Genomic DNA, 18,642 nt, shown 5'->3' with positions numbered 1-18,642 from the left:
GGTTCTTGCGCCTTCGGTCGGGCTTGCAATGATCCTCAGCCCTTGCGAGCTTCGAACTGGATCGGCAGCTTGCGCCGAGATACTCAAGATCAATTGGGGACGCTTTTGAGTCGCTGCGCGATCCGACGCGGGTCGTGCACAGCCTTGTCGATATGTTCCGCGCGCGCATGTTCGCGATCTGCTGCGGCTACGAGGACGCCGACGACCTCGATCATCTGCGGTCCGATCCCGCATTCAAGCTGGCCTGCGGACGGCTGCCGGACACGGGTCGCGATCTGTGTTCCCAACCGACGCTGTCGCGGCTGGAGAATGCTCCGCGCCTTCGACGCATGGATGGATAGCTACCCGCGCGAGCCGGCATCCGTCACGCTCGACATCGATGATACCTGCGATGTCGTCCACGGCCATCAGCAGCTCTCGCTGTTCAACGCTCATTATGACGAACGCTGCTTCCTGCCGATCCACGTCTACGACACGGAGAAGAGCCGGCCCGTGGCGGTCGTGCTGCGGCCCGGCAAGACGCCGGGCGGCGTCGAGGTGCGTGCCCATCTGCGCCGCCTGATACGGCATATCCGGACGCGGTGGCACAACACGCGAATTACGTTCCGTGGCGACGGGCGCTATGCCCGGCCGGAGGCAATGGCGTGGTGCGAGACCAACGGCATCGACTACATCTTCGGTCTGTCCGGCACCAAGCCGCTCGCCAGAAAAGTCGACGAGGCCGCCGACGGCATCCGCACGCGACGCGCCATCGAGAACCTGCCGGTTCTGCGTGGCTATACCGAGACGCGCCACAAGGCAAAGTCCTGGGATCGCGAACGACGTACCGTCGCCCGTACTGAGGCGACGATGCTCGGCCTCGACATCCGTTTCGTCGTCACCAGCCTCGATGTCGGCTCGGCCGAGTGGATCTACGACAGCCTGTATTGCGCGCGCGGCCAAGCCGAGAATCTGATCAAGCTGCATAAGACGCAGCTCGCCTCCGATCGCACCAGCTGCCGTTCGGCGCTCGCCAATCAAGTCCGCCTCGTTCTCCACACCGCCGCTTATTGGCTGATGCTGACCGTGCGCGACGCGATTCCCAAAGCCCGGGAATTGGCCACAGCCGAGTTCGCGACGCTGCGTCTTCGTCTCTTGAAACTCGCTGCCCGTGTCGTCGAGACCACGAGCCGCATTCGCCTTGCGTTTGCCGCGGCATGTCCCGAAGCCGACCTGATCCGCGGCTTGCCAGGCGCGCTGCTGCCGCTCGGTCCTTGACCGGCGGGGCGTCCGCCCCCGTTCGCCCAACCCATCCCTCAAGCGCGTTGCAAAGTACCGGTCGTCAGGCGGTGAAAGGCCGAAGGCAATCCCGCGCGCCTCGTCAGAGCAGATGTGCGGCCACATCAATCGGACCAAAAAAAACGCACTCTCACGAATAGGACGGGCTAGCAGGCTGTTGAAAAAGGTGCTCGCCGCCGACCAGCGACCGTGATTCATTGGCTCCGACGAGATTCGGAGATGGTGCGTGCGCGGCGGCGACAGAGGCGCTGTCGACGCTGGAGCGCGAGTTTGCCGCGCTCTCTTCGCCGATTTGGCGGCCGTCGATCCAGCCGGAGAAGTTGCTGCGGGCGATGCTGTTGCAAGCGTTTATTCGATCCGCTCGGAGCGGCTTTTGATCGAACGGCTGGAATACGACCTGCTGTTCCGCTGGTTCGTCGGAATTGGCGTCGACGACGGAGCCTGGGACCATTCGGTGTTCTCGAAAAACCGCGACCGGTTGCCGGAAGGCGACATCGCGGCCAAGTTCCTCGCGGCGGTGCTGGCGCAGCCCAAGGTGAAGAAGCTGCTGTCGAGCGATCACTTCTCGGTCGATGGCACGCTGATCAGCGGAGGTAAAGGCCCATCCGACGCGTTCATGGCCAGGGAAGCGGGTCTTCTCTTGCCCGGCGACCGTCTTGATCCAGCCGAATGCCTCCTCGATCCGCTTGCGGATGCGCTGGCTGGCGGCATAGCCCCCGTGCCGGGTCGTTCGCCCGTCGATCGCAGAGCTGCGGCCGCTGGTGTTCTGCGTGCGCGGCGGCGATCAGGGTGAGACTCCAGCGACAATCAAGGTGAGACTGCGCCGATGGGGACGGACCGAAGGGAGGGCGCAGCCCGACCGGAGGACCGTCCCCATCGGCGTCGCGCGTTTTTGGACCCGTCTGGCGGCCGGGTGCGGCTGGTGCAAGCTGTTGGTTCGTCTCGACAAGAGGGAATCGATGCCTTGCCTGGCCTCCACATCACCGACCACCAGATGAGGCTGTACATGACGTACCGACTGACACTGTCCCCCGAGGCCGCCGCGGCCAAGGCGGGGTTCTCGAAGGCAAGCGCGTATCGAATCGAGGGCGATTGTCGCCCGCCATCGCAGAAGAAGACGCCGAGGGGCCGGCGCCGGTCCGATCCGCTCGGGCAGTATTGGGACGCCGAGATCGTTCCGATCCTGAAGGCTGCGCCCGGCATCCGCGTGATCGGCGTGCTGGACGAGCTGCGCCGACGGCATCATGACTTGAACCCGAACATCCGCCGCACGCTGGAGCGGCGCATCAACGCCTGGCGGGCGCTCAACGGCCCCGAACAGGACGTGATCTTCCGCCAGCAGCACGAGCCCGGCCGCCTGGGTCTGTCCGACTTCACCGACGTGAGCGCGCTCGGTATTACCATCGCGGGTGAGCCGCTCGATCACCGGCTCTATCACTTCCGGTTGGCGTTCTCCGGCTTCGAGCATGTCCATGTCGTGCTCGGCGGCGAAAGCTTCGTCGCCCTGGCGGAGGGCTTGCAGAACGCGCTGTGGGCGCTTGGCGGCGTGCCGCGGGAGCATCGCAGCGACAGCCTGTCGGCAGCATTCCGCAATCTGGCCGCCGACGCACGGGGGGATCTGACGCAGCGCTACGCCGGGCTGATGGGCCACTATGGCATGGCGCCAACGCGCAACAATGCGGGCATCGCACATGAGAACGGCTCGATCGAGAGCGCGCACGGCCATCTCAAGCGGGCACTGGAAGATGCGCTGTTGCTGCGGGGGACGCGCGAGTTCGCCAGTCTCGATGCGTACCGGGCTTTTGTCGACGAGATTGTCGGCCGGCGCAACGCCAACCTCGCCAAGCCGATCGCGCTCGAGAAGGAGGCCTTGGCGCCGCTGCCAAAAGGCCGCACGACCGACTTCGAGGAGAAAGTGATCCCGGTGACGTCGTCAGGCGGCTTCATCCTGCGGCGCGTATTCTACACCGTGCCTTCAAGATTGATCGGCCATCGCCTGCGTGTGCGCATCTTCGACGACCGGCTCGAATGCTTCCTTGGCGTCACGCCGGTCGTGACGCTGCGGCGCGGTCGGCCTGTGTCCGAGAGCCAGGGCGGTCATGTTGTGGATTACCGGCACGTCATCCATGCCCTGCGGCGCAAGCCGATGGCGCTCCTCAATCTCGTTTATCGCGACCAACTCTTCCCGCGTGCAGCTTACAAACGTCTGTTCGAGACCTTGCGGGAGCATGGTGATGACCGGCGCGCCTGCAAGGTGACGGTCGAGCTTCTGGCGCTGGCTCACGAGCGCGCCTGCGAAGCAGAACTCGCCGAGGTGATCGCGATGGATCTGGACGCCGGACAGTTACCCGATCTTGCCGCGCTGCGCGACCGCTTCCGACCCGAGGCGGCCTCGATCCCGCGTGTCGCCGTCAAGCTGGCGCCGCTCGACGTCTACGATGAACTCGCCTCCGTCAGCGTCATGTCGGGCCGCTCGAACCTGGGAGAGGCAGCATGACCGGTATCGCTACCTCCGTCGATGCTGCCCGTGTCGAGCTGCTTCTCAATGAGCTCCGCCTGCCGGGCGTCAAGGCGATCTGGCCGAAGCTCGCCGCACAGTCGGACAAGGAAGGGTGGCCTGCCGCCCGCTTCCTCGCCGCCCTTGCCGAGCACGAGGCGGCCGATCGCACCCGCCGTCGGATCGAGCGACACATGGTGGAAGCGCGTTTGCCCGCCGGCAAGACGCTCGCCACCTTCGACTTCGAAAGCGTGCCGATGCTATCAAAGGCACAGGCGATGGCGCTCGCCGCTGGCGACGCCTGGTTGAAGGCCGGCGCCAATTTGCTCTTGTTCGGTCCACCGGGCGGCGGCAAGACCCATCTCGGCACGGCGATCGGCCTGGCTCTCGTCGAGAACGGTTGGCGCGTTCTCTTCGCGCGCACCACTGATCTGGTGCAACGGCTGCAGGTCGCGCGGCGCGAGCTGGCGCTGGAGTCCGCGATCGCCAAACTCGATCGCTATGACCTCCTGATCCTCGACGACATCACATATGTGAGCAAGGATCAGGCGGAAACCAGTGTGCTGTTCGAGTTGATCGCCGCCCGCTACGAACGACGCTCGCTGCTGATCACGGCCAATCAGCCATTTGGCGAATGGGGGCGTATCTTCCCGGACCAGGCAATGACGTTGGCTGCCATCGATCGTTTGGTCCACCACGCCACGATCCTCGAGATGAACGTCGAAAGTTACCGTCGAAAAGTTGCCCTCGATCGCAAGCGCGGTCCAGGCCGGCCACCTGTTCACACGACCCCCAACGAACTCGACAAGACTGTGATTGACGCTGGCAGCGCCGCTTGATTGTCGCGCAGCGTCAATCAACGCTTGCCAAGTAGGCGGCCAGCGTCAATTATCTCCTGACTCGGCCGCCTCGTCTCATCTTGATTGACGCGCCGCTCTCATCCTGATTGTCGCGCTATATCTGCGCGACATGCGGCGTCACGTTCATCGAGCGCAGCTCGTTGACGAAGTCTTCTGCGTCGTAGGCTTTGTCGGCGCCAAGCGTGATCGCTGTCGGCCGGTCGGCACGCGGTTCGATCAGGTGCAGCGCGGCCACCCGTTCGGCATGCCCGTCGGCCCGCGTCAGGCAGGCGTCGACCAGCAGGCCGTGGCGGTTCTCCATCAGCCCATGCCCGATGAAGCACAGCTTCGTTTCGTTGCCCTTTCCCTTGCGGTAAAGCCTGGCATCCCGATCGGTGGTCGAAGCATGGGTGCCGTTCGAGCGCTTCTGGCCATGGAAGTCCGCTTCGGCGTTGCGCCCGCCGCCTTGCGCCGGCGGCGCGCCAGAGCCATCCTTCGGCTTCACGCTCTTCATCGAGGCCCAGGCCTCGATCAGCGCCGCCGCCTACAATCTGGTGCGGCTGCCCAAGCTGATCGCGGAGGCCGCTGATGGCCAAGGTGCCCGGCTTCGCCAAGGCCTTTGCTGGCCGTTGGCGCATCGTCGAAATGGACAACTGGGACGGCGACTTCCTCGGTACGCCTACGACGAAGGCCGCCTGATCGCCGTGTGCGCGCGCGGGCACGGCGAGCTATATGTGATGGCGTTGGGTGAAGGTCAGGCGGCTTGCTGATCGTCGGATTTGCCGGCTTGTGGCGCAGAAGCTTCCATTCCCAGGGCAGCAGTTCGTGCAATGCGCCCCCGGAAGACGAACAAATGACCGCTGAGCGGATCCTTGCGCAGCACCTCTTGCTCCTGGAGTGCCAACGACGGAAAGCCCCGGCGCATATCCATGTGGCCTGTCGCGAGCCACACTCGCGCGCCTGTCGGAACCGGGATCATCGGTGGGCCAAAGCATCGAGAACGCGACGTAGCGCGTCTCCATCAACGTCGCCATCGACCCGGATGCGATGCCCGCTATCAAGATCGATCTCGATGATGCCATCGCTCTTGCGTCGCCGCGCCGTCGTCGTCAACGGCACTTCGGCCAGCTCCCGCGGTGACGCAGGCGGCCCAATCTCGACTGGAACAAACGGAGCCATGCTCGCTTCGCCGTGCTTGCAGAGCTCCTTCCGTCCTCGAAATCGTCATAGCGCTTCTCCTAGGATTACCCCTAGGACCTGCAGCGATCCCGTTCGTCAAACAAAGGCGGCCTTCAATGGAGGATACCTTCCTCGACCTCGTCGAACAGGCGCATCTCACCTTCACGGGCAAGTCCGACGGTGAAATTGCCTTCGGTGCGCTGAAGGGCTTCCTCGATGTCCGCTACGGCGCGCGAGACGGTTCGGCCTGTGCGGAGTTCTCATGGGAAGGGCACGACGAGAATGACCCCGCCTGCGGTCGCAGATGGGCTATGATCGGCACTGCGGGCAGGCCCGTCGGTCACTTCTACATACACAAAGGCGACGATTTAGCCTTCGTTTGCGAACGCGGCTGAGTTCTTCAACAGCCTGCTAGGTCTTCAGGACGCCCCACGAGGTGATACAGCTCTTTAAGACGCGCGGCTTCTGGTGGGAGATTGGTTGTGAAGACCATATTCGCGGATCCAAGCGGAGAATGTCATCGGCGCTATCGGCTGTCCAGCCTACCGCACGGGGCGCCGCTGTGAGCGAGGGCCGTTCCATTGAGCTCGTCCCGAACCACGATTGCCTTGAGCCTGATTTAGGCCGACCGGCGATTGGACGATTCTCAGTCCACGCGTATCGACTCGCGAACGGCGCCAACGTCATGGTTTCCGGCTCCATCTGGCCACTTCCACTGTAGCGCACAGCAATGACGAGCTCACGGACATCTGCCCGAAGAGATGCTCTGCCGATCTCGTCCGGCAAGCTGCCCGTTACTCAATGCATCCACAGATCCCTCCAGCTACCTCTTGTCATCGGCTAACTAGTAGAGCTCTCGATGATCCGGCGGTTCGCGCCGCTGCGTTTTGAACAGAAATAAACCAGTGAACGACGCTCCCCAGCGTGCACAGGCTTCACCTCATGCCGGTTCCTGCATGTAGTAACAAGTACGCTTCCAAATGGTGGTCGAAACACGTATTGTTCGTACGCACTAGGATATATCACAAACTCACCCCCCTCAAATTCTCTAGTGAGTTGAACAATCACGGCGTACTCGAAATCAGGGTCGCTCTCAGCATCCAAATGGATGCCAACAAAGGATCCGGTCGGCATACGATGTATTTGGCAGCGGCGAATCACATAATCAGACCATCCTCCTAAGATCTTTTTCAACGTGAGGCGACGGTGTTTCCTTTCGAGTAACTCGATGATTTGAGCTGGAGCTGTACCATGCGCATTGCTAGGAGGGCGGCCGGGCAGATCTACCCTGACGCGTTTCACAAAGACACTGTGTGAATCGCCGGCATCCCCTTCCCGCACCTCCTCTTCGGGAATCTCGGTCTGCAGCTGATCGACCCTTGCCAAGTCATCATCGGTGAACAAGGTCTGGGGGGCGATCAAGACCGTCCCCTTAACCAACAGCTCTATGCGGTATTTTGTGAGAGCCTCTTCTGCAAGCAGACGGGATTTATCATTTACTGCGCGTGCCATTCGCGTTTACTCCAAGTTCGGACTTAAGGATCCTTCGCTATCGCCTTGCATCGAGTGGATGGCCTGCTCCCAACGCTCGCCATCAAAATCCTTTATTCATACGCTTTCGATCGTTCGTTTATCCAAGCATACAATATTTACGCTGAATCCTGAAGGACTGGATCGAGGCCTGTAGAATGGCTTTACGCCGCAGATCCGGCAAAACGTGTGCCGAGCGACGTTCTTATTAAACTGGTACGAAGTGAGAAATTCTTCGCCGCACTCAATGCCCACTTTGTCGCCAGGCACGAGCAAATGTAAAAATTTCGACATTTGGCAAATTGAGCAGTTGCATCCCACTGCGGAAAGCACTCGCGGCGCTCGAACGCAGAATTTCACAGAACCACAATGACAGCGGCCATGGTGGCGGATCTCGGCACCATCGCCTTCGAGGGAAAACCCTGCGAGCAGATCCCGGCACCACTCGAAGCTGTGCCGCCAAACTCATCGAAAAAACGGCTACTGCTGTCAGCCGGGACAATTTCGCCAACGAGGCGGCTTGTCATCTCCTCGTGATATTTTTCCGCTGGATCCTCGCCGCCGACATGGACCCGAAAGTACTCAAGATCGTCTGCCTCCACATCAAAGGTCTCGACCACAGTGGCCGATAGCGACTGGATCATCTCCGCAGCATGCAGTTCGAATGCGACCATGTAGGCGCAACGCACCACGGGGTCTTTCGATGACAGCCCGGCATACAGAGAATGCAGATATCGCTTTGTTGTGGGGCTATAGTTTGGTTTTACTGCCCCACCGAGTAGTCGCGATGCATCTTTTCTAAATAGGTTCGAGTGGAACTGTTCGGTGGCCAGAATATCGGGTAACGCCGCGTTGCCGGCCCGGAGAACTCGGCTATGACCACCCGTCTCATCCCAACAGATGAAATTTGCGACCACGCTGGTCAGTTCAACATGCCTCGGAAGGTCGCGATTGGTATGCATCGCAGCGAATACAAGGTCCTTTTGGGACCCTGCCCGCAGATATGGGAATGCCTGTGACATCGCCAAGTATTCAGGAATCAGGCTGACAATCTGGTCCTTTGACATCGCCGCAGCGAACGGATGGGGGCCGAACACGCCCGCGCTTTCTGTGTCAAATACTCATGGACCGAGATCTGAGGAGGCTGATCCAGTGCAAATTCAGATGCGCGAGAAGACGTCATTTGATCTCTAGCTATTAAGGTGACGCAACTGATCAACGATTTCGTTGGGAAGGCGGTCTATGATGGCGTTGACCATGCATGTGAAACTCCCCTGGGCCGGCACCTTCACGGCAACAGACTGCGGCATGACGAGCTCGGTCCTATTGATGATCGCATCGATGGAAACATGTCCATTTGATGATGGCGGCGACGATGCGCCCGGCAGACTCGACGCGTCACTCGAAGGCAGTAACGCAGTTGAGATCAAGCATTGCGGGCTAACGCCGCGAGTTCGGCTTCTAGCTTCGGTTGATGCTTGAAGATGGCGTCGATCAGCGCTTGCGCTGGTTGCTCGGCCGCTTCAACCAGTGCCGCCTTCTCAGCGCGGGCGGACGGAGCGAACACCCGCTTGACGACAGTCGGCGAGCCCCTAAGACCGCATTTTGAGACGTCCTCGACGCCGACATCCTGGGCGCTCCATTTCACGATCGGGGCGCGCGCAGCGCGCAAGGCATCCGCCATGGCGCCACGACGAATCTGGTTGGTCGCCTCCAGCATGGTGATCAGGCACGGCAGCCTGGTGTGCAGAACCTGGACCCCACCTTCGGAGCGCCGCTCTGCCTCAATTGTGCGTGCGGCGAGATCAAGCGACCTGACCTTGGCGACGTAGGTTAGCTGAAGCACGCCTAGCCGCTTTGCGATGCCGGGCCCGACCTGCGCAGTATCGCCGTCGATGGTTTGCTTGCCGGTAAAGATAAGATCTGGCCGGCCATATTCCTTGTCGATCTTTCGAATGGCTGTTGCCAGTGCGTACGTTGTGGCCAGGGTATCGGAGCCCGCAAAGCAACGATCGGTTAGCAGTATCGCGCGATCGGCGCCAAAGGTCAGTGCTTTTCGGAGCGAGTCTTCCGCCGACGGCGGCCCCATTGTAAGCACGGTTATTTTGCCGCCGAACCGATCGCGCAGCTCCAGTGCGGCCTCGAGCGCGAAAAGGTCATATGGGTTGATGATCGTCGGCACGCCCTGGCGCATGATCGTATTGGTGACCGGGTGCACGCGGATCTGTGCAGAATCGGGAACTTGTTTAATGCAGACGACATTGTGCACAGTTCAGCTCCATAAATTGCCAAGCTGCGAAGAAGAACAGCAAGTGTTGTACCAGCGCGCATGATTTCGGAATCAGCTCAACAATACAAAAGCTTAGGCGAGCCAGGCGATATCGCCCGACGCTCCCGACGAAGCAATGTCGACACTCGTCGCGACTGCGACAGGGCTGTTCGAGCGACGTGATCGGCAATTGAGCCGGCCCGCGAGAGTTCCTCCTCAACGAGGTGGGTTTTGCTCCAGACGATCAAGATGCGGATCCAATTCGTCCGAGCCGGCGTTGGCTTGATATCTCGGTTGAACTATGGATCAACCAAGCCGCTCGCCACGACGACCGAACGTATCGACGCTCGGTGGTGTTCTGCACGTCGAGCGCAAGCCGACCTCTATCCCGGTCGAGCGAGCTCATGCTCCTCACAGCTCTCGAGTCCGGTCCGGGTCTCTATCCATCATGAAAACCTGCGGTGGATAGGACCGTCCTCAGAGGAGGGGTAGACCAGCCCCCCCCGAAACCATCGACGATTAACCTGCCACGGCTATTTGCCTCAATGTTATGATCGCAGCTCCCGCTCCTGTGTCCTTCTCAAAATCGCTTGATCTCGATTCCGTATTTCCTCAACGCGTAGCCGATCTGGCGCGGAGTAAGTCCGAGCAAGCGCGCTGCCTTTGCTTGAACCCAACCGGATTTTTCCATGGCGGCAATGACCCGTTCGCGATCGGCAATCTTCGCGCCGCTCACGAGGACTGTGCCGGGAGGCCCCAGTGAGGCCAACTCGCTGCCAACAGGCGGCAGCGGCGCGTCCGCCTTAGTCACGGGTGTGACAGGACTCGCCGGCATTGGCATGGTTGGTGCAGGCTGGACTGTCATCTCATCCGATGTACTTTTCCAGAGCATCGCGGAAAGGCACTGGCCATGGCAACATGCAAAGTCATTTCTCATGATCGAGGGCCCGGCGGCCAGGGTCGCTGTTCGCTGGATGCAATTTTCGAGTTCGCGGACATTTCCTGGAAATCCGCAGTTCATCAGCACATCGATCGCACTCGCCTCAAAGCTCAGCGTACGGCAGTTCTCGCTGTTGAAATTTTTCAGAAACTCGCTGGCAAGCAACGGAATATCACTTCGCCTTTCGCGCAGCGCTGGCAGCATCAAGGGAACTACGCTGATGCGATAATATAGGTCTGCGCGGAACTCGCTCCTCGCCACAGCCTCTTCAAGATTCCTATTGGTCGCAGCTATGACACGAACATCCACCTTGATGGTCTGGTTACTGCCGACGCGCTCGAACTCCTGCTCTTGCAGAACGCGCAGCAACTTCGCCTGGAACGGGGCCGAAATTTCACCGATCTCGTCAAGAAACAGCGTGCCCTTGTCGGCAAGCTCGAAGCGCCCTTTGCGCGCGCTGAACGCGCCGGTAAAGGCACCCTTCTCGTGACCGAACAATTCGGACTCCAGAACTGTCTCAGGGAGCGCCGCGCAATTCAGCTTGATGAAGGGCCGCTTGGCACGCAACGACAACTCGTGAATGGCCTTGGCTACGAGTTCCTTCCCAGTACCGGATTCACCGCGAAGCAAAACGGTGCTGTTCGATTTAGCGACGACCGCGATCTTCTCGAGCAGCCCGCGCAGCGCCGGGCTGTCGCCGATGATCCCGTGGATCGGCACCTTCTTGCGCTCCCTTGCGGGCTGTCTAAGCTCTGACAGTTGCTTATGCAGCCGGTCTTTCTCCACCATCAGTCGTTCGCGGTCACAGGCGAACAGGCGATGCAGCTTAACTGTCTGCCCGACCAGGTTGGCGATCATGCCGAGCAGCCGCGCGTCGTAGTCAAGTAGTTGGCTCGACCTGTCGTCCCGAATACGATCAACCGTCAGCGTACCCACGACTTTCGGATCAATACGAATTGGAACCCCGATGAATGACACCAGCATACTGTCTGTGGCGCCGAGCACCTGCAGGTCCGCAGCGCTGAACGCCGGCTCGACTGCCACATTCTCGGCGATCAGGGGTGTGTCCGTCGCGACGATCTGATCGATCGCCTTCCGCGGCAAGTGCATCCGGTAGCGCTCGTCACTACCCTCGCTCCAGCCGGCCCCCACGGCGATGTCCGGCATCCCTTCATCGTCGAAGAGTGAAACGATGCCGTGTCGCATCTGCACAAACGATTGCAGAAGATCGACCACTTTGGCCAATGTCACTTCGAGCCGGCAAGGTGCAGTGAGCACCCTTGATATTTCGAAGATGCCGGTCAGGGCGCTCTCGCACAGCGGTTCGACCGAGACCTCGCGCTCCGTCTCTGACTGTGAGTTAGGTCTTTCGCGTGTGGATGCGATATGCAGCATAACGAGGTCTCCGTTGTTCTGATCGGCCTCCCCTGGCACCTTGTTCGGGTTTGCGAGCGTTTCTTTGCATGTCATGCTCGATCTAGCGCCAAGTGTTGACGAGATGACATAGAAGGGTCACACCTTTTCACGGCACGAGGGTAACTCACAGGGCCTCGATCTCGGCTTTTGCGGAATGGGTGCGTAACGTCGGCGTGAACGCAAGTTCCACGACTTCGGTTCAAGTCAGCTACCTTGCTGGGCCTCGCCGTTTCAAAGATGTTGCCCACCATTGATCGGCACCTCGGCGCCGGTGACATAACTTGCAGCATCCGAACATAGGAAGAAGATGACCTTGGCCACTTCATCGGGTGTTCCCACTCTGCGCAACGGAATGCTTGGCACGAGACGCGCTTCCGTGTCGAGCGACAACATACTCGTCTGTATTTCGCCGGGTGCGATCGCATTCACGCGAATGCCATGCGGCGCATAATCGTGGGCCATTTCTCGTGTCAGACTTGCAAGCGCAGCTTTCGACGTCGCATACGCACTGCCGGCAAATGGGTGCACACGCGAGCCCGCGATGGACGTCACGTTGACGATCGATCCTGACGCAGCTCTCAGCTCCTCAAACAACCCTTGCGCCAGCATTATCGGAGCCACCAGATTGAGATGGAACACCCTCATCCAGGTTTCGGGTGAGGTCGTCAACGACGTCAGCCGGCCACCATTGGACGATTTCGGCGAGACGCCGGCATTGTTCACCAGCGCGTGCAACGGTGCGCCCGCCAACCGTTTCTTGACCTCGGTGATCACGCGCGGCAGCATTCGATGATTGCCAAGATCGACTTGGACATGATCCTCGTTCCCTGACTCCCACGGGCACCGCTCGCGATCGAACGGTTGGCGCGCGCAAGAAATGATCCGCCAGCCCGCCTGCGAAAACAGCTTGGCAGTGGCGTGACCGATCCCGCGTGAGGCGCCGGTCAGCAACATCGCCTTCTTTTCTCCCCGGTGGACGCCGGCGTGGCAGGCATGCACGGGACAACCCGACTGTGTTGCAGACAACAGACCTCCGACCATATCGTCATTTGGCAGATCGAGACTCACGCCAGCCTCCCATCCTGTAGCACCGTTGGCGGACACGTAGCAGGATTTGGGCCATCGCTATGCACGCAAACGCGCCCCGCTTTTGCGTCCTAATGTCGCGCTCGCGTAACAGCTGGAGGCTTGGCGACAAGGCGCGTATGCATTGCGACAGCGACGGCTTATCACCTACAAAATGCCGCGCGCACTCGCCCGCGCTACGCGATCAGGGCGTAAAGCACGCCCCGCCTTGCTGGCTCGTAGCCTGACCAGCGAGTGGATGGACAGCGTCTCTCGTCCGAGCAACTATCGGTCAGGATCGCTTTTGCAATGTACAGCCGCATCAACTTGTACAGAACATGAGGTAACCGGCTTCATACGTTAGGTTCGCCCGTCACTAGAGCGTGTCACATCTTGACTGAAGCATAACCGGCGTTTGCGAAGTAGTTTGCGCATTCGCGAGGCTGGATGTCCTGAACGAGGTGACCGATGTGGCGCCAAGTGTCTTCGACGGTGCGCCTCTGAGCCTGCCGCATCCAGTGTTTGATCTTGGAGAAGGCCTATTCGATCGGGTTGAGGTCGGGCGAGTATCGCGGCAGGCACCAGAGCCTGGCGCGAGCAGCCTGGATCATCTGCCTGACAGCTTTCGACTTGTGACTTCCGAGGTTGTCGAGAATGACGATGTCGCCTTCGCGCAGGGTTGGCAGGGGAAGGTGCTTCACATAAGCGCGGGAGATGAAGGACCCCCGGCCGGACTCTGGATCTGTCCCAGAAAAAATGAGGCGAGGATCAGCCGTGAGAGCCTGGGCGACGACGTTGGCGGACGACATCGCCAAGGCTCAAACCACGCAACAGATTGCTCCTTGAACGGCGTGAGCCGTCGCGTCGGTTGTCATCCTGCTCGGCGCGATAGAGCCCTCGCCTGTCCCTCTGACTTGATCCGGTCGCGCCCAGAATAGGTAGGAGCCCGATCCAATGCTGATGTTGTACCGTCAAATGTCGCTAGCCTTTCGGGCTGGACTCCGTGCAGCATCAAGATCTGACGATGTCTAAAAAGACTGCCAACTTGCGAGCGGTTGATCTGGTTGCATCGGGTGGCCGCTCGATCAGATCGGTGGCCAAGGAACTTGGTCCCGGGAGGCCAACAGTGGACGGCTGAAAGAAAATTGAAGGTTAGAGCTGGCTCCGCAAAACGCCACAGCAAGATCGTAAAGCCCCGCCTTCAGCATAACCCGGCAGGAATCCACTTAATTTTCGCGAGGCGCTGTCCAAACAACCGGGACCAGCTCTGTTGCCGTCGAATTCGATTCTGCAACGATTAGGGCCAGATAAATGTACCAAGTGCCAGTTGATGAATTACGCGCAACGTCCGCGGCGGCTGTCGGAGCAACTCTCAAGGACGCAGCTTACATCCTCGAGGAAACGCAACATCGCCCTCTGTCCCCTAGGGAAGTTGGCGAGTTCATTGGGACGATCAACACGCCTGATTTTGAGAAGATTAAGGCGATGGTCCTTGACTGTTCCTCCAAAATTAGAGTGCGGAAATATGGTCGCTCCGTTGTCACGATGTCCCCCGTGGAGGTTACTAACCGATGTGCGTCTAACTGTGATTTTTGCGGATGGCGCGCCGACAACACGCAGATGGGGCGCGTAACTATCGATGAAGAACTCGCCGATATTCAAACTCAATATTTGCTTGAGAAAGGTGTTCAGGATATCGAACTGGTCGGCGGCGATGACATTCGATTTGTCCGCGCTCTTCCAGTTCTCCTAAGGAGGCTGAAATCTCGTCTTCCAACTGGTGCTAGTCACCTGTTGTTTAGCACGATGGCACTCACGGAGCGGCAGTATCAGACGCTAGCTGCCTGCGGCGCTGATGGAGTGATAATGTGGCAAGAGACATATGATGAGAGTGTGTATAATCATCATATCTCGAGTGGGCCCAAAGCTTGCGGAATCGACGAAGAGTTCCGCATTGTGAAGAATGGTAATGGCTTCTTGTTCAGGCTACAGAGTCAGGATCGAGCAGCCCAAGCAGGCCTAAATCTTTCGGTGGGATCAATGCTTGGGCTAAACAAAGACGTTGCCTTTGACGTGTTGGCGACCATCCACCACGCGAGGTATCTTTGCACGACGTATGCCCCCGTGAGCCCCTTGATTATAGGCATGCCAACATGGAACGAAATAACGACCCCTGAGACAGACAGACGCCCCGAGCAAATCTTAGATATAGAGAAATGTTTTTCGTTCTTCGCTGCACTTTATCTCCTGGCCTTATCGGATCTAAATATATGGGTGTTCCCTACATGTCGCGTTTCGATGACGGCTCATATTGAGGCGGTAAGAGTTGCAGGCGCTTATACGTCCACGGAAGTAAAAACAGGCCCAGGGGGCTATTTGGTTGACGCGTTGCGGAATGCAGACCCCAGAGTACGCCAAACTATAATAGAAAAGCTTCATCGAGAGTTTGGCGAAGAACGCATTAGCGCAAACGCGCTTCTGAAGCGTCTTGATGGAATTGAGCAGTTCAAACATTATCACTATCCCCACGAAACGTTTGCGCGTGCGCTTGCCGTTGCGGGGATCAAGATTGCAAATCGCGATGGTGCGGGCACGCTCTCTGCGATTTGAGCGGTTTGAGGCGATTCTGCGTAAGCACGAAGTTTGCCGGATAGGTCGATCGAGGGTTCCTTAAGCGCGGCCGGAATACTTTGAAAACACCTGGAGCTTTTTCCGATCACGTTGCGTCGTAGCCAGCTGCGACGAGATAATTTTGACATTCCTCGGGTGAGAAGCGTTTGAGAGCGTTGGCGATTGCTTGCCAGAGATCGGGCATGGTGCGCGCTGCGGCGGCCCGCAACAGCGCTTTCAGTTTGGAGAAGGACCGTCCAGAACAAGCGGCGCGATCAGACCGTCGGAGCGCAATCCAGCGGTGAATGTCGTCGTCTTCCAATGTCCGTGTGGGATAGCTGCACGACATAGCTCGCCGCGTGGCGAGCGCCCGTAACGCCGCGCCATTTTGGTGTTGGCGCTGGGGTGAGTAGGCCGGGGGATTTTCACCCCCGGCCTCTCGCAGAACGGTGCGTGAACCTCTCGGTTCACACCGCTCCCGTCAGGTGAACGTGGTCGTTCCGAAGAACTGCCAGTGTACGAGCAGCTCCGCGTTATTCCGAGCCAGCTTTCGCAAGAACAGCGAAGCACCGGTTTTGTGGGTACGGAAGCGCTTGTACTTTGTAAGCGCTGTTTTCAGGCCACAGCTTTGAGGTCGTGACGGCAATAGGCCTACGGCAGCAGGTGATCGATCTCGTTATTCGGATGACCGTTGACGATCCTGGTGAGCGCGTCGGTCAAGTAGGCAAGCGGATCGACATCGTTCAGCTTACAGGTTTCGACCAGGGAGGCGATGATAGCCCAGTGCTCGGCACCACCGTCGGAGCCTGCGAACGCATTTTTCCGGTTGAGCGTGATCGGACGGATCGATCGTTCGACAGTGTTGTTGTCGAGCTCGATATGACCGTCGTCGATGAAGCGCGTCAGGCCCTCCCAGCGTGAGAGCGCATAGCGAATGGCGTCGGCCAGCTTGCCCTTTTGGCTGATCAACGCGAGCTTTGCGCGGAGCCACTGCTCGAAGGCTTCCGCCAGCGGTCGGCTTTTCTGTTGCCGAACGAGACAGCGCTCCTCGGCGCTACGGCCACGGATGTCCTTCTCGATGGCATAGAACTCGGCGATATGCTTGAGCGCCTCGCCCGCAATGGGCGCGGGACCGGGGGCGGCGAGTTCGTAGAAGTTACGCCGCATGTGGGACCAGCAGAATGCAAGCTGAACGTCGCCACGCTCGGCCAGCTTGCCATAGCCAGCATAGCCATCGACCTGCAGGATCCCCTTGAAGCCTGCCAGATGGGCGATTGGTCGGTCGGCTTTGCGATCGGGAGCATAGACATAGGCGACGCCCGGCGGATCGGCGCCGCCCCATGGCTGGTCGTCCGCTGCATAGGCCCAGAGCTGACCGGTCTTGGTGCGCCCTCGGCCGGGATCGAGCACCGGCATCGTCGTCTCGTCGGCGAACAGCTTTGGCCGTCGCCTGAGCTTGCCGAGGAGACGCTCATGCAACGGACGCAGGTGGAAGGCTGCTTGTCCCACCCAGTCCGCCAGCGTCGAACGATCGAGCTCAATGCCCTGGCGGGCGTAAATCTGAGCCTGCCGATAGAGCGGCAGGTGATCGGCATATTTGGACACCAGAACCTGGGCGACGGTTGCTTCGGTCGGCAGTCCGCCCTCGATCAACCGGGCCGGGGCCGGCGCCTGCATGACACCGTCCTCGCAAGCGCGGCAGGCGTATTTGGGACGCCGGGTAACGAGGATCCGGAACTGCGCCGGGACCAGGTCCAGCCGCTCGCTTCTATCCTCGCCGATCCGATGTAACTCGCCCTGGCAGCAGGGACAGGTCTTGTCCTCGATGTCGACGACGACTTCGATCCGCGGCAGGTGCGCCGGCAAGGCGCCACGGTTGACGCGGCGCCTACCGGCTTGCACCTCACGGCCTTCAGGTGCGCTGACGTCCTGCGCCGTCTCGCCGTACGCTGCCACCTGCTCGACGTCTTCTAGGCCCAGCAGCATCTGATCTTCAGGCAGCGTCTCTGCCCGTCGGCCAAACCGATGTCGCTGCAATTCCTTGATGATCTGACGCAGTCGTTCGCTCTCGCACCGCTCCGCAAGCAGCATCGCTTTCAGCGTCTCGGGATCGTCAGGCAGGGCGTCGCTCACACCCAATTCAGAGCATATTCGCCGCCATCTGGCGACACATCCCACGCTCTTGATTCACTTCGCCGCAGTGCCGCCAACAACTATCCCGCTCGCGTTGACGCCGGCGTCTCCCGCGCCTCATGCACAAGGCGCCAGTCGAGTCCTTCCAGCAGCGCCGACAATTGCGCCGCCGACAGACGCATCACGCCGTCCTCGACCTTCGGCCAGCGGAAGATCCCATCCTCGAGCCTCTTGGTGAACAGACACAGACCCGTTCCGTCCCAGAACACCAGCTTGATCCGATCCGCCCGCTTGGCCCGGAACACATAGACAGCGCCCGAGAATGGGTCTGCCCGCATGCTCTCGCGCACCAGGGTCGCAAGCCCTTCCATCCCCTTGCGGAAGTCTACCGGTTTGGTCGCCACCATCACCCGGACCGCACCCGACGGACCAATCACCGGCTCGCCTTCAGTGTCTGGACGATCGACGCAATCATCGTCGGGTCCGCGCCACGACCGGCCCGGATCGTGATGCCGTCAACTTCGATCTCGATGATCCCGGAATCCGTCTTGGCCTTGCAGCGCACCGCTTTGCGCTCACGGCCAAGAGCGGGCGCCGGCACTACGGCATCCACCACCGCCGGCACAAACTGTACTTCTTCCACTTCGGAATGACCGCCCGCAGCTTCTCGCAACTGACGGCGCCAGCCAAACAACTGCTGCGGCGACAATCCATGCCGTCGCGCTACCGAACAGACCGAGTCGCCGCTCGCAACGATCTCCGCAACAATCCGCGCCTTGTCCTCGTCGCTCCACTTCCGCCGACGGCCGGCTCCAGTGAAGACCTCAAGCCGCCTCACCGGCTCCGTGATAGCACTATGCACTGTGTCCATTCTAAGCCTAACGGT

15 protein-coding genes and 6 pseudogenes are annotated in these 18,642 nt (G+C 60.0%); 6 read left to right on the top strand and 15 right to left on the bottom strand.

Annotation, left to right across the window (positions count from 1 at the left end; all coding sequences use genetic code 11):
• Window positions 1-110: 110 nt before the first annotated feature.
• Together V5279_RS07835 and V5279_RS07830 are read left to right on the top strand one after the other, a co-directional pair.
• Window positions 111-1,257: pseudogene (locus V5279_RS07835) on the top strand (IS1380 family transposase); the annotation flags it as partial.
• 263 nt (window positions 1,258-1,520) lie between these two features.
• Window positions 1,521-1,864, top strand: a pseudogene (locus tag V5279_RS07830) (transposase); the annotation flags it as partial.
• 6 nt (window positions 1,865-1,870) lie between these two features.
• Here V5279_RS07830 and V5279_RS07825 read toward each other — a convergent pair.
• Window positions 1,871-2,059: pseudogene (locus V5279_RS07825) on the bottom strand (IS5/IS1182 family transposase); the annotation flags it as partial.
• Between the two features lie 183 nt (window positions 2,060-2,242).
• Here V5279_RS07825 and istA point away from each other — a divergent pair.
• Together istA and istB are read left to right on the top strand one after the other, a co-directional pair.
• Window positions 2,243-3,775 (top strand): IS21 family transposase, encoded by a 1,533-nt coding sequence (gene istA, locus V5279_RS07820; protein ID WP_422389058.1) that lies wholly within the window; start codon window positions 2,243-2,245, stop codon window positions 3,773-3,775.
• Window positions 3,772-4,614, top strand: coding sequence for an IS21-like element helper ATPase IstB (istB, locus tag V5279_RS07815; protein ID WP_176535476.1), 843 nt, complete (start codon window positions 3,772-3,774; stop codon window positions 4,612-4,614). The genes istA and istB overlap by 4 nt, the downstream gene beginning before the upstream one ends.
• A gap of 121 nt (window positions 4,615-4,735) precedes the next feature.
• Here istB and V5279_RS07810 read toward each other — a convergent pair.
• The 3 genes and pseudogenes from V5279_RS07810 to V5279_RS07800 form a co-directional block, all read right to left on the bottom strand.
• Window positions 4,736-5,149, bottom strand: a pseudogene (locus V5279_RS07810) (IS5/IS1182 family transposase); the annotation flags it as partial.
• A 219-nt stretch (window positions 5,150-5,368) separates the two neighbouring features.
• Window positions 5,369-5,545, bottom strand: a complete 177-nt coding sequence (gene tnpB, locus V5279_RS07805; protein WP_210284304.1) for an IS66 family insertion sequence element accessory protein TnpB — start codon at window positions 5,543-5,545, stop codon at window positions 5,369-5,371.
• A 44-nt stretch (window positions 5,546-5,589) separates the two neighbouring features.
• Window positions 5,590-5,793, bottom strand: a complete 204-nt coding sequence (locus V5279_RS07800; protein ID WP_338696256.1) for a hypothetical protein — start codon at window positions 5,791-5,793, stop codon at window positions 5,590-5,592.
• A 116-nt stretch (window positions 5,794-5,909) separates the two neighbouring features.
• Between V5279_RS07800 and V5279_RS07795 the strand changes: the two genes are divergently transcribed.
• Window positions 5,910-6,188 (top strand): hypothetical protein, encoded by a 279-nt coding sequence (locus V5279_RS07795; protein WP_176533533.1) that lies wholly within the window; start codon window positions 5,910-5,912, stop codon window positions 6,186-6,188.
• A gap of 445 nt (window positions 6,189-6,633) precedes the next feature.
• On the opposite strand, the gene V5279_RS07790 is transcribed toward V5279_RS07795, so the two are convergent.
• The 7 genes and pseudogenes from V5279_RS07790 to V5279_RS07760 form a co-directional block, all read right to left on the bottom strand.
• Complete coding sequence (locus V5279_RS07790) at window positions 6,634-7,305, bottom strand: 2OG-Fe(II) oxygenase (RefSeq protein ID WP_166072787.1); 672 nt, start codon at window positions 7,303-7,305, stop codon at window positions 6,634-6,636.
• A gap of 96 nt (window positions 7,306-7,401) precedes the next feature.
• Window positions 7,402-7,617 (bottom strand): GFA family protein, encoded by a 216-nt coding sequence (locus tag V5279_RS07785; protein WP_234600203.1) that lies wholly within the window; start codon window positions 7,615-7,617, stop codon window positions 7,402-7,404.
• 62 nt (window positions 7,618-7,679) lie between these two features.
• Window positions 7,680-8,420: a hypothetical protein gene (locus tag V5279_RS07780; protein WP_338696250.1), complete on the bottom strand. Its 741-nt coding sequence runs from the start codon at window positions 8,418-8,420 to the stop codon at window positions 7,680-7,682.
• A 329-nt stretch (window positions 8,421-8,749) separates the two neighbouring features.
• The gene (locus V5279_RS07775; protein ID WP_176533534.1) at window positions 8,750-9,592 is read right to left on the bottom strand and encodes an electron transfer flavoprotein subunit beta/FixA family protein; all 843 of its coding nucleotides are present in this window, start codon (window positions 9,590-9,592) and stop codon (window positions 8,750-8,752) included.
• Window positions 9,593-10,172: 580 nt separating this feature from the next.
• On the bottom strand, window positions 10,173-11,927 hold the full coding sequence (gene nifA / locus V5279_RS07770; protein ID WP_338696246.1) for a nif-specific transcriptional activator NifA: 1,755 nt from the start codon (window positions 11,925-11,927) through the stop codon (window positions 10,173-10,175).
• Window positions 11,928-12,179: 252 nt separating this feature from the next.
• The gene (locus V5279_RS07765; RefSeq protein WP_338696244.1) at window positions 12,180-13,016 is read right to left on the bottom strand and encodes an SDR family oxidoreductase; all 837 of its coding nucleotides are present in this window, start codon (window positions 13,014-13,016) and stop codon (window positions 12,180-12,182) included.
• Window positions 13,017-13,399: 383 nt separating this feature from the next.
• Window positions 13,400-13,720: pseudogene (locus V5279_RS07760) on the bottom strand (transposase); the annotation flags it as partial.
• A gap of 604 nt (window positions 13,721-14,324) precedes the next feature.
• Here V5279_RS07760 and V5279_RS07755 point away from each other — a divergent pair.
• Window positions 14,325-15,623 (top strand): hypothetical protein, encoded by a 1,299-nt coding sequence (locus V5279_RS07755; protein ID WP_338696242.1) that lies wholly within the window; start codon window positions 14,325-14,327, stop codon window positions 15,621-15,623.
• A gap of 106 nt (window positions 15,624-15,729) precedes the next feature.
• Here V5279_RS07755 and V5279_RS07750 read toward each other — a convergent pair.
• From V5279_RS07750 to tnpA, 4 genes and pseudogenes are all read right to left on the bottom strand, one after another.
• Window positions 15,730-16,025, bottom strand: a pseudogene (locus tag V5279_RS07750) (IS630 family transposase); the annotation flags it as partial.
• Window positions 16,026-16,274: 249 nt separating this feature from the next.
• A complete protein-coding gene (gene tnpC, locus V5279_RS07745; RefSeq protein ID WP_338701050.1) occupies window positions 16,275-17,714 on the bottom strand; it encodes an IS66 family transposase in 1,440 nt (479 codons plus the stop codon).
• A gap of 122 nt (window positions 17,715-17,836) precedes the next feature.
• A complete protein-coding gene (gene tnpB / locus V5279_RS07740) occupies window positions 17,837-18,193 on the bottom strand; it encodes an IS66 family insertion sequence element accessory protein TnpB (RefSeq protein WP_338696240.1) in 357 nt (118 codons plus the stop codon).
• Entirely contained in the window at window positions 18,190-18,594 is a 405-nt protein-coding gene (gene tnpA, locus V5279_RS07735; protein WP_224496924.1) for an IS66-like element accessory protein TnpA, read from the bottom strand. The genes tnpB (V5279_RS07740) and tnpA overlap by 4 nt, the downstream gene beginning before the upstream one ends.
• Window positions 18,595-18,642: the final 48 nt, after the last annotated feature.

Origin of the sequence: Bradyrhizobium sp. 26S5 (genome assembly GCF_036923295.1) — a bacterium.
Classification (GTDB): Bacteria; Pseudomonadota; Alphaproteobacteria; order Rhizobiales; family Xanthobacteraceae; genus Bradyrhizobium; species Bradyrhizobium septentrionale.
This window is presented reverse-complemented; position numbering and strand designations above follow the sequence as displayed.

Coding starts and splice junctions, on each gene's coding strand:
- V5279_RS07785 (WP_234600203.1), bottom strand. CDS start 7,617: ATGTCGAAATTTTTACATTTGCTCGTGCCTGGCGACAAAGTGGGCATT.
- V5279_RS07755 (WP_338696242.1), top strand. CDS start 14,325: ATGTACCAAGTGCCAGTTGATGAATTACGCGCAACGTCCGCGGCGGCT.
- istB (WP_176535476.1), top strand. CDS start 3,772: ATGACCGGTATCGCTACCTCCGTCGATGCTGCCCGTGTCGAGCTGCTT.
- tnpC (WP_338701050.1), bottom strand. CDS start 17,714: ATGCTGCTTGCGGAGCGGTGCGAGAGCGAACGACTGCGTCAGATCATC.
- V5279_RS07800 (WP_338696256.1), bottom strand. CDS start 5,793: ATGGCTCCGTTTGTTCCAGTCGAGATTGGGCCGCCTGCGTCACCGCGG.
- nifA (WP_338696246.1), bottom strand. CDS start 11,927: ATGCTGCATATCGCATCCACACGCGAAAGACCTAACTCACAGTCAGAG.
- tnpB (WP_210284304.1), bottom strand. CDS start 5,545: ATGGATATGCGCCGGGGCTTTCCGTCGTTGGCACTCCAGGAGCAAGAG.
- V5279_RS07790 (WP_166072787.1), bottom strand. CDS start 7,305: ATGGCACGCGCAGTAAATGATAAATCCCGTCTGCTTGCAGAAGAGGCT.
- V5279_RS07795 (WP_176533533.1), top strand. CDS start 5,910: ATGGAGGATACCTTCCTCGACCTCGTCGAACAGGCGCATCTCACCTTC.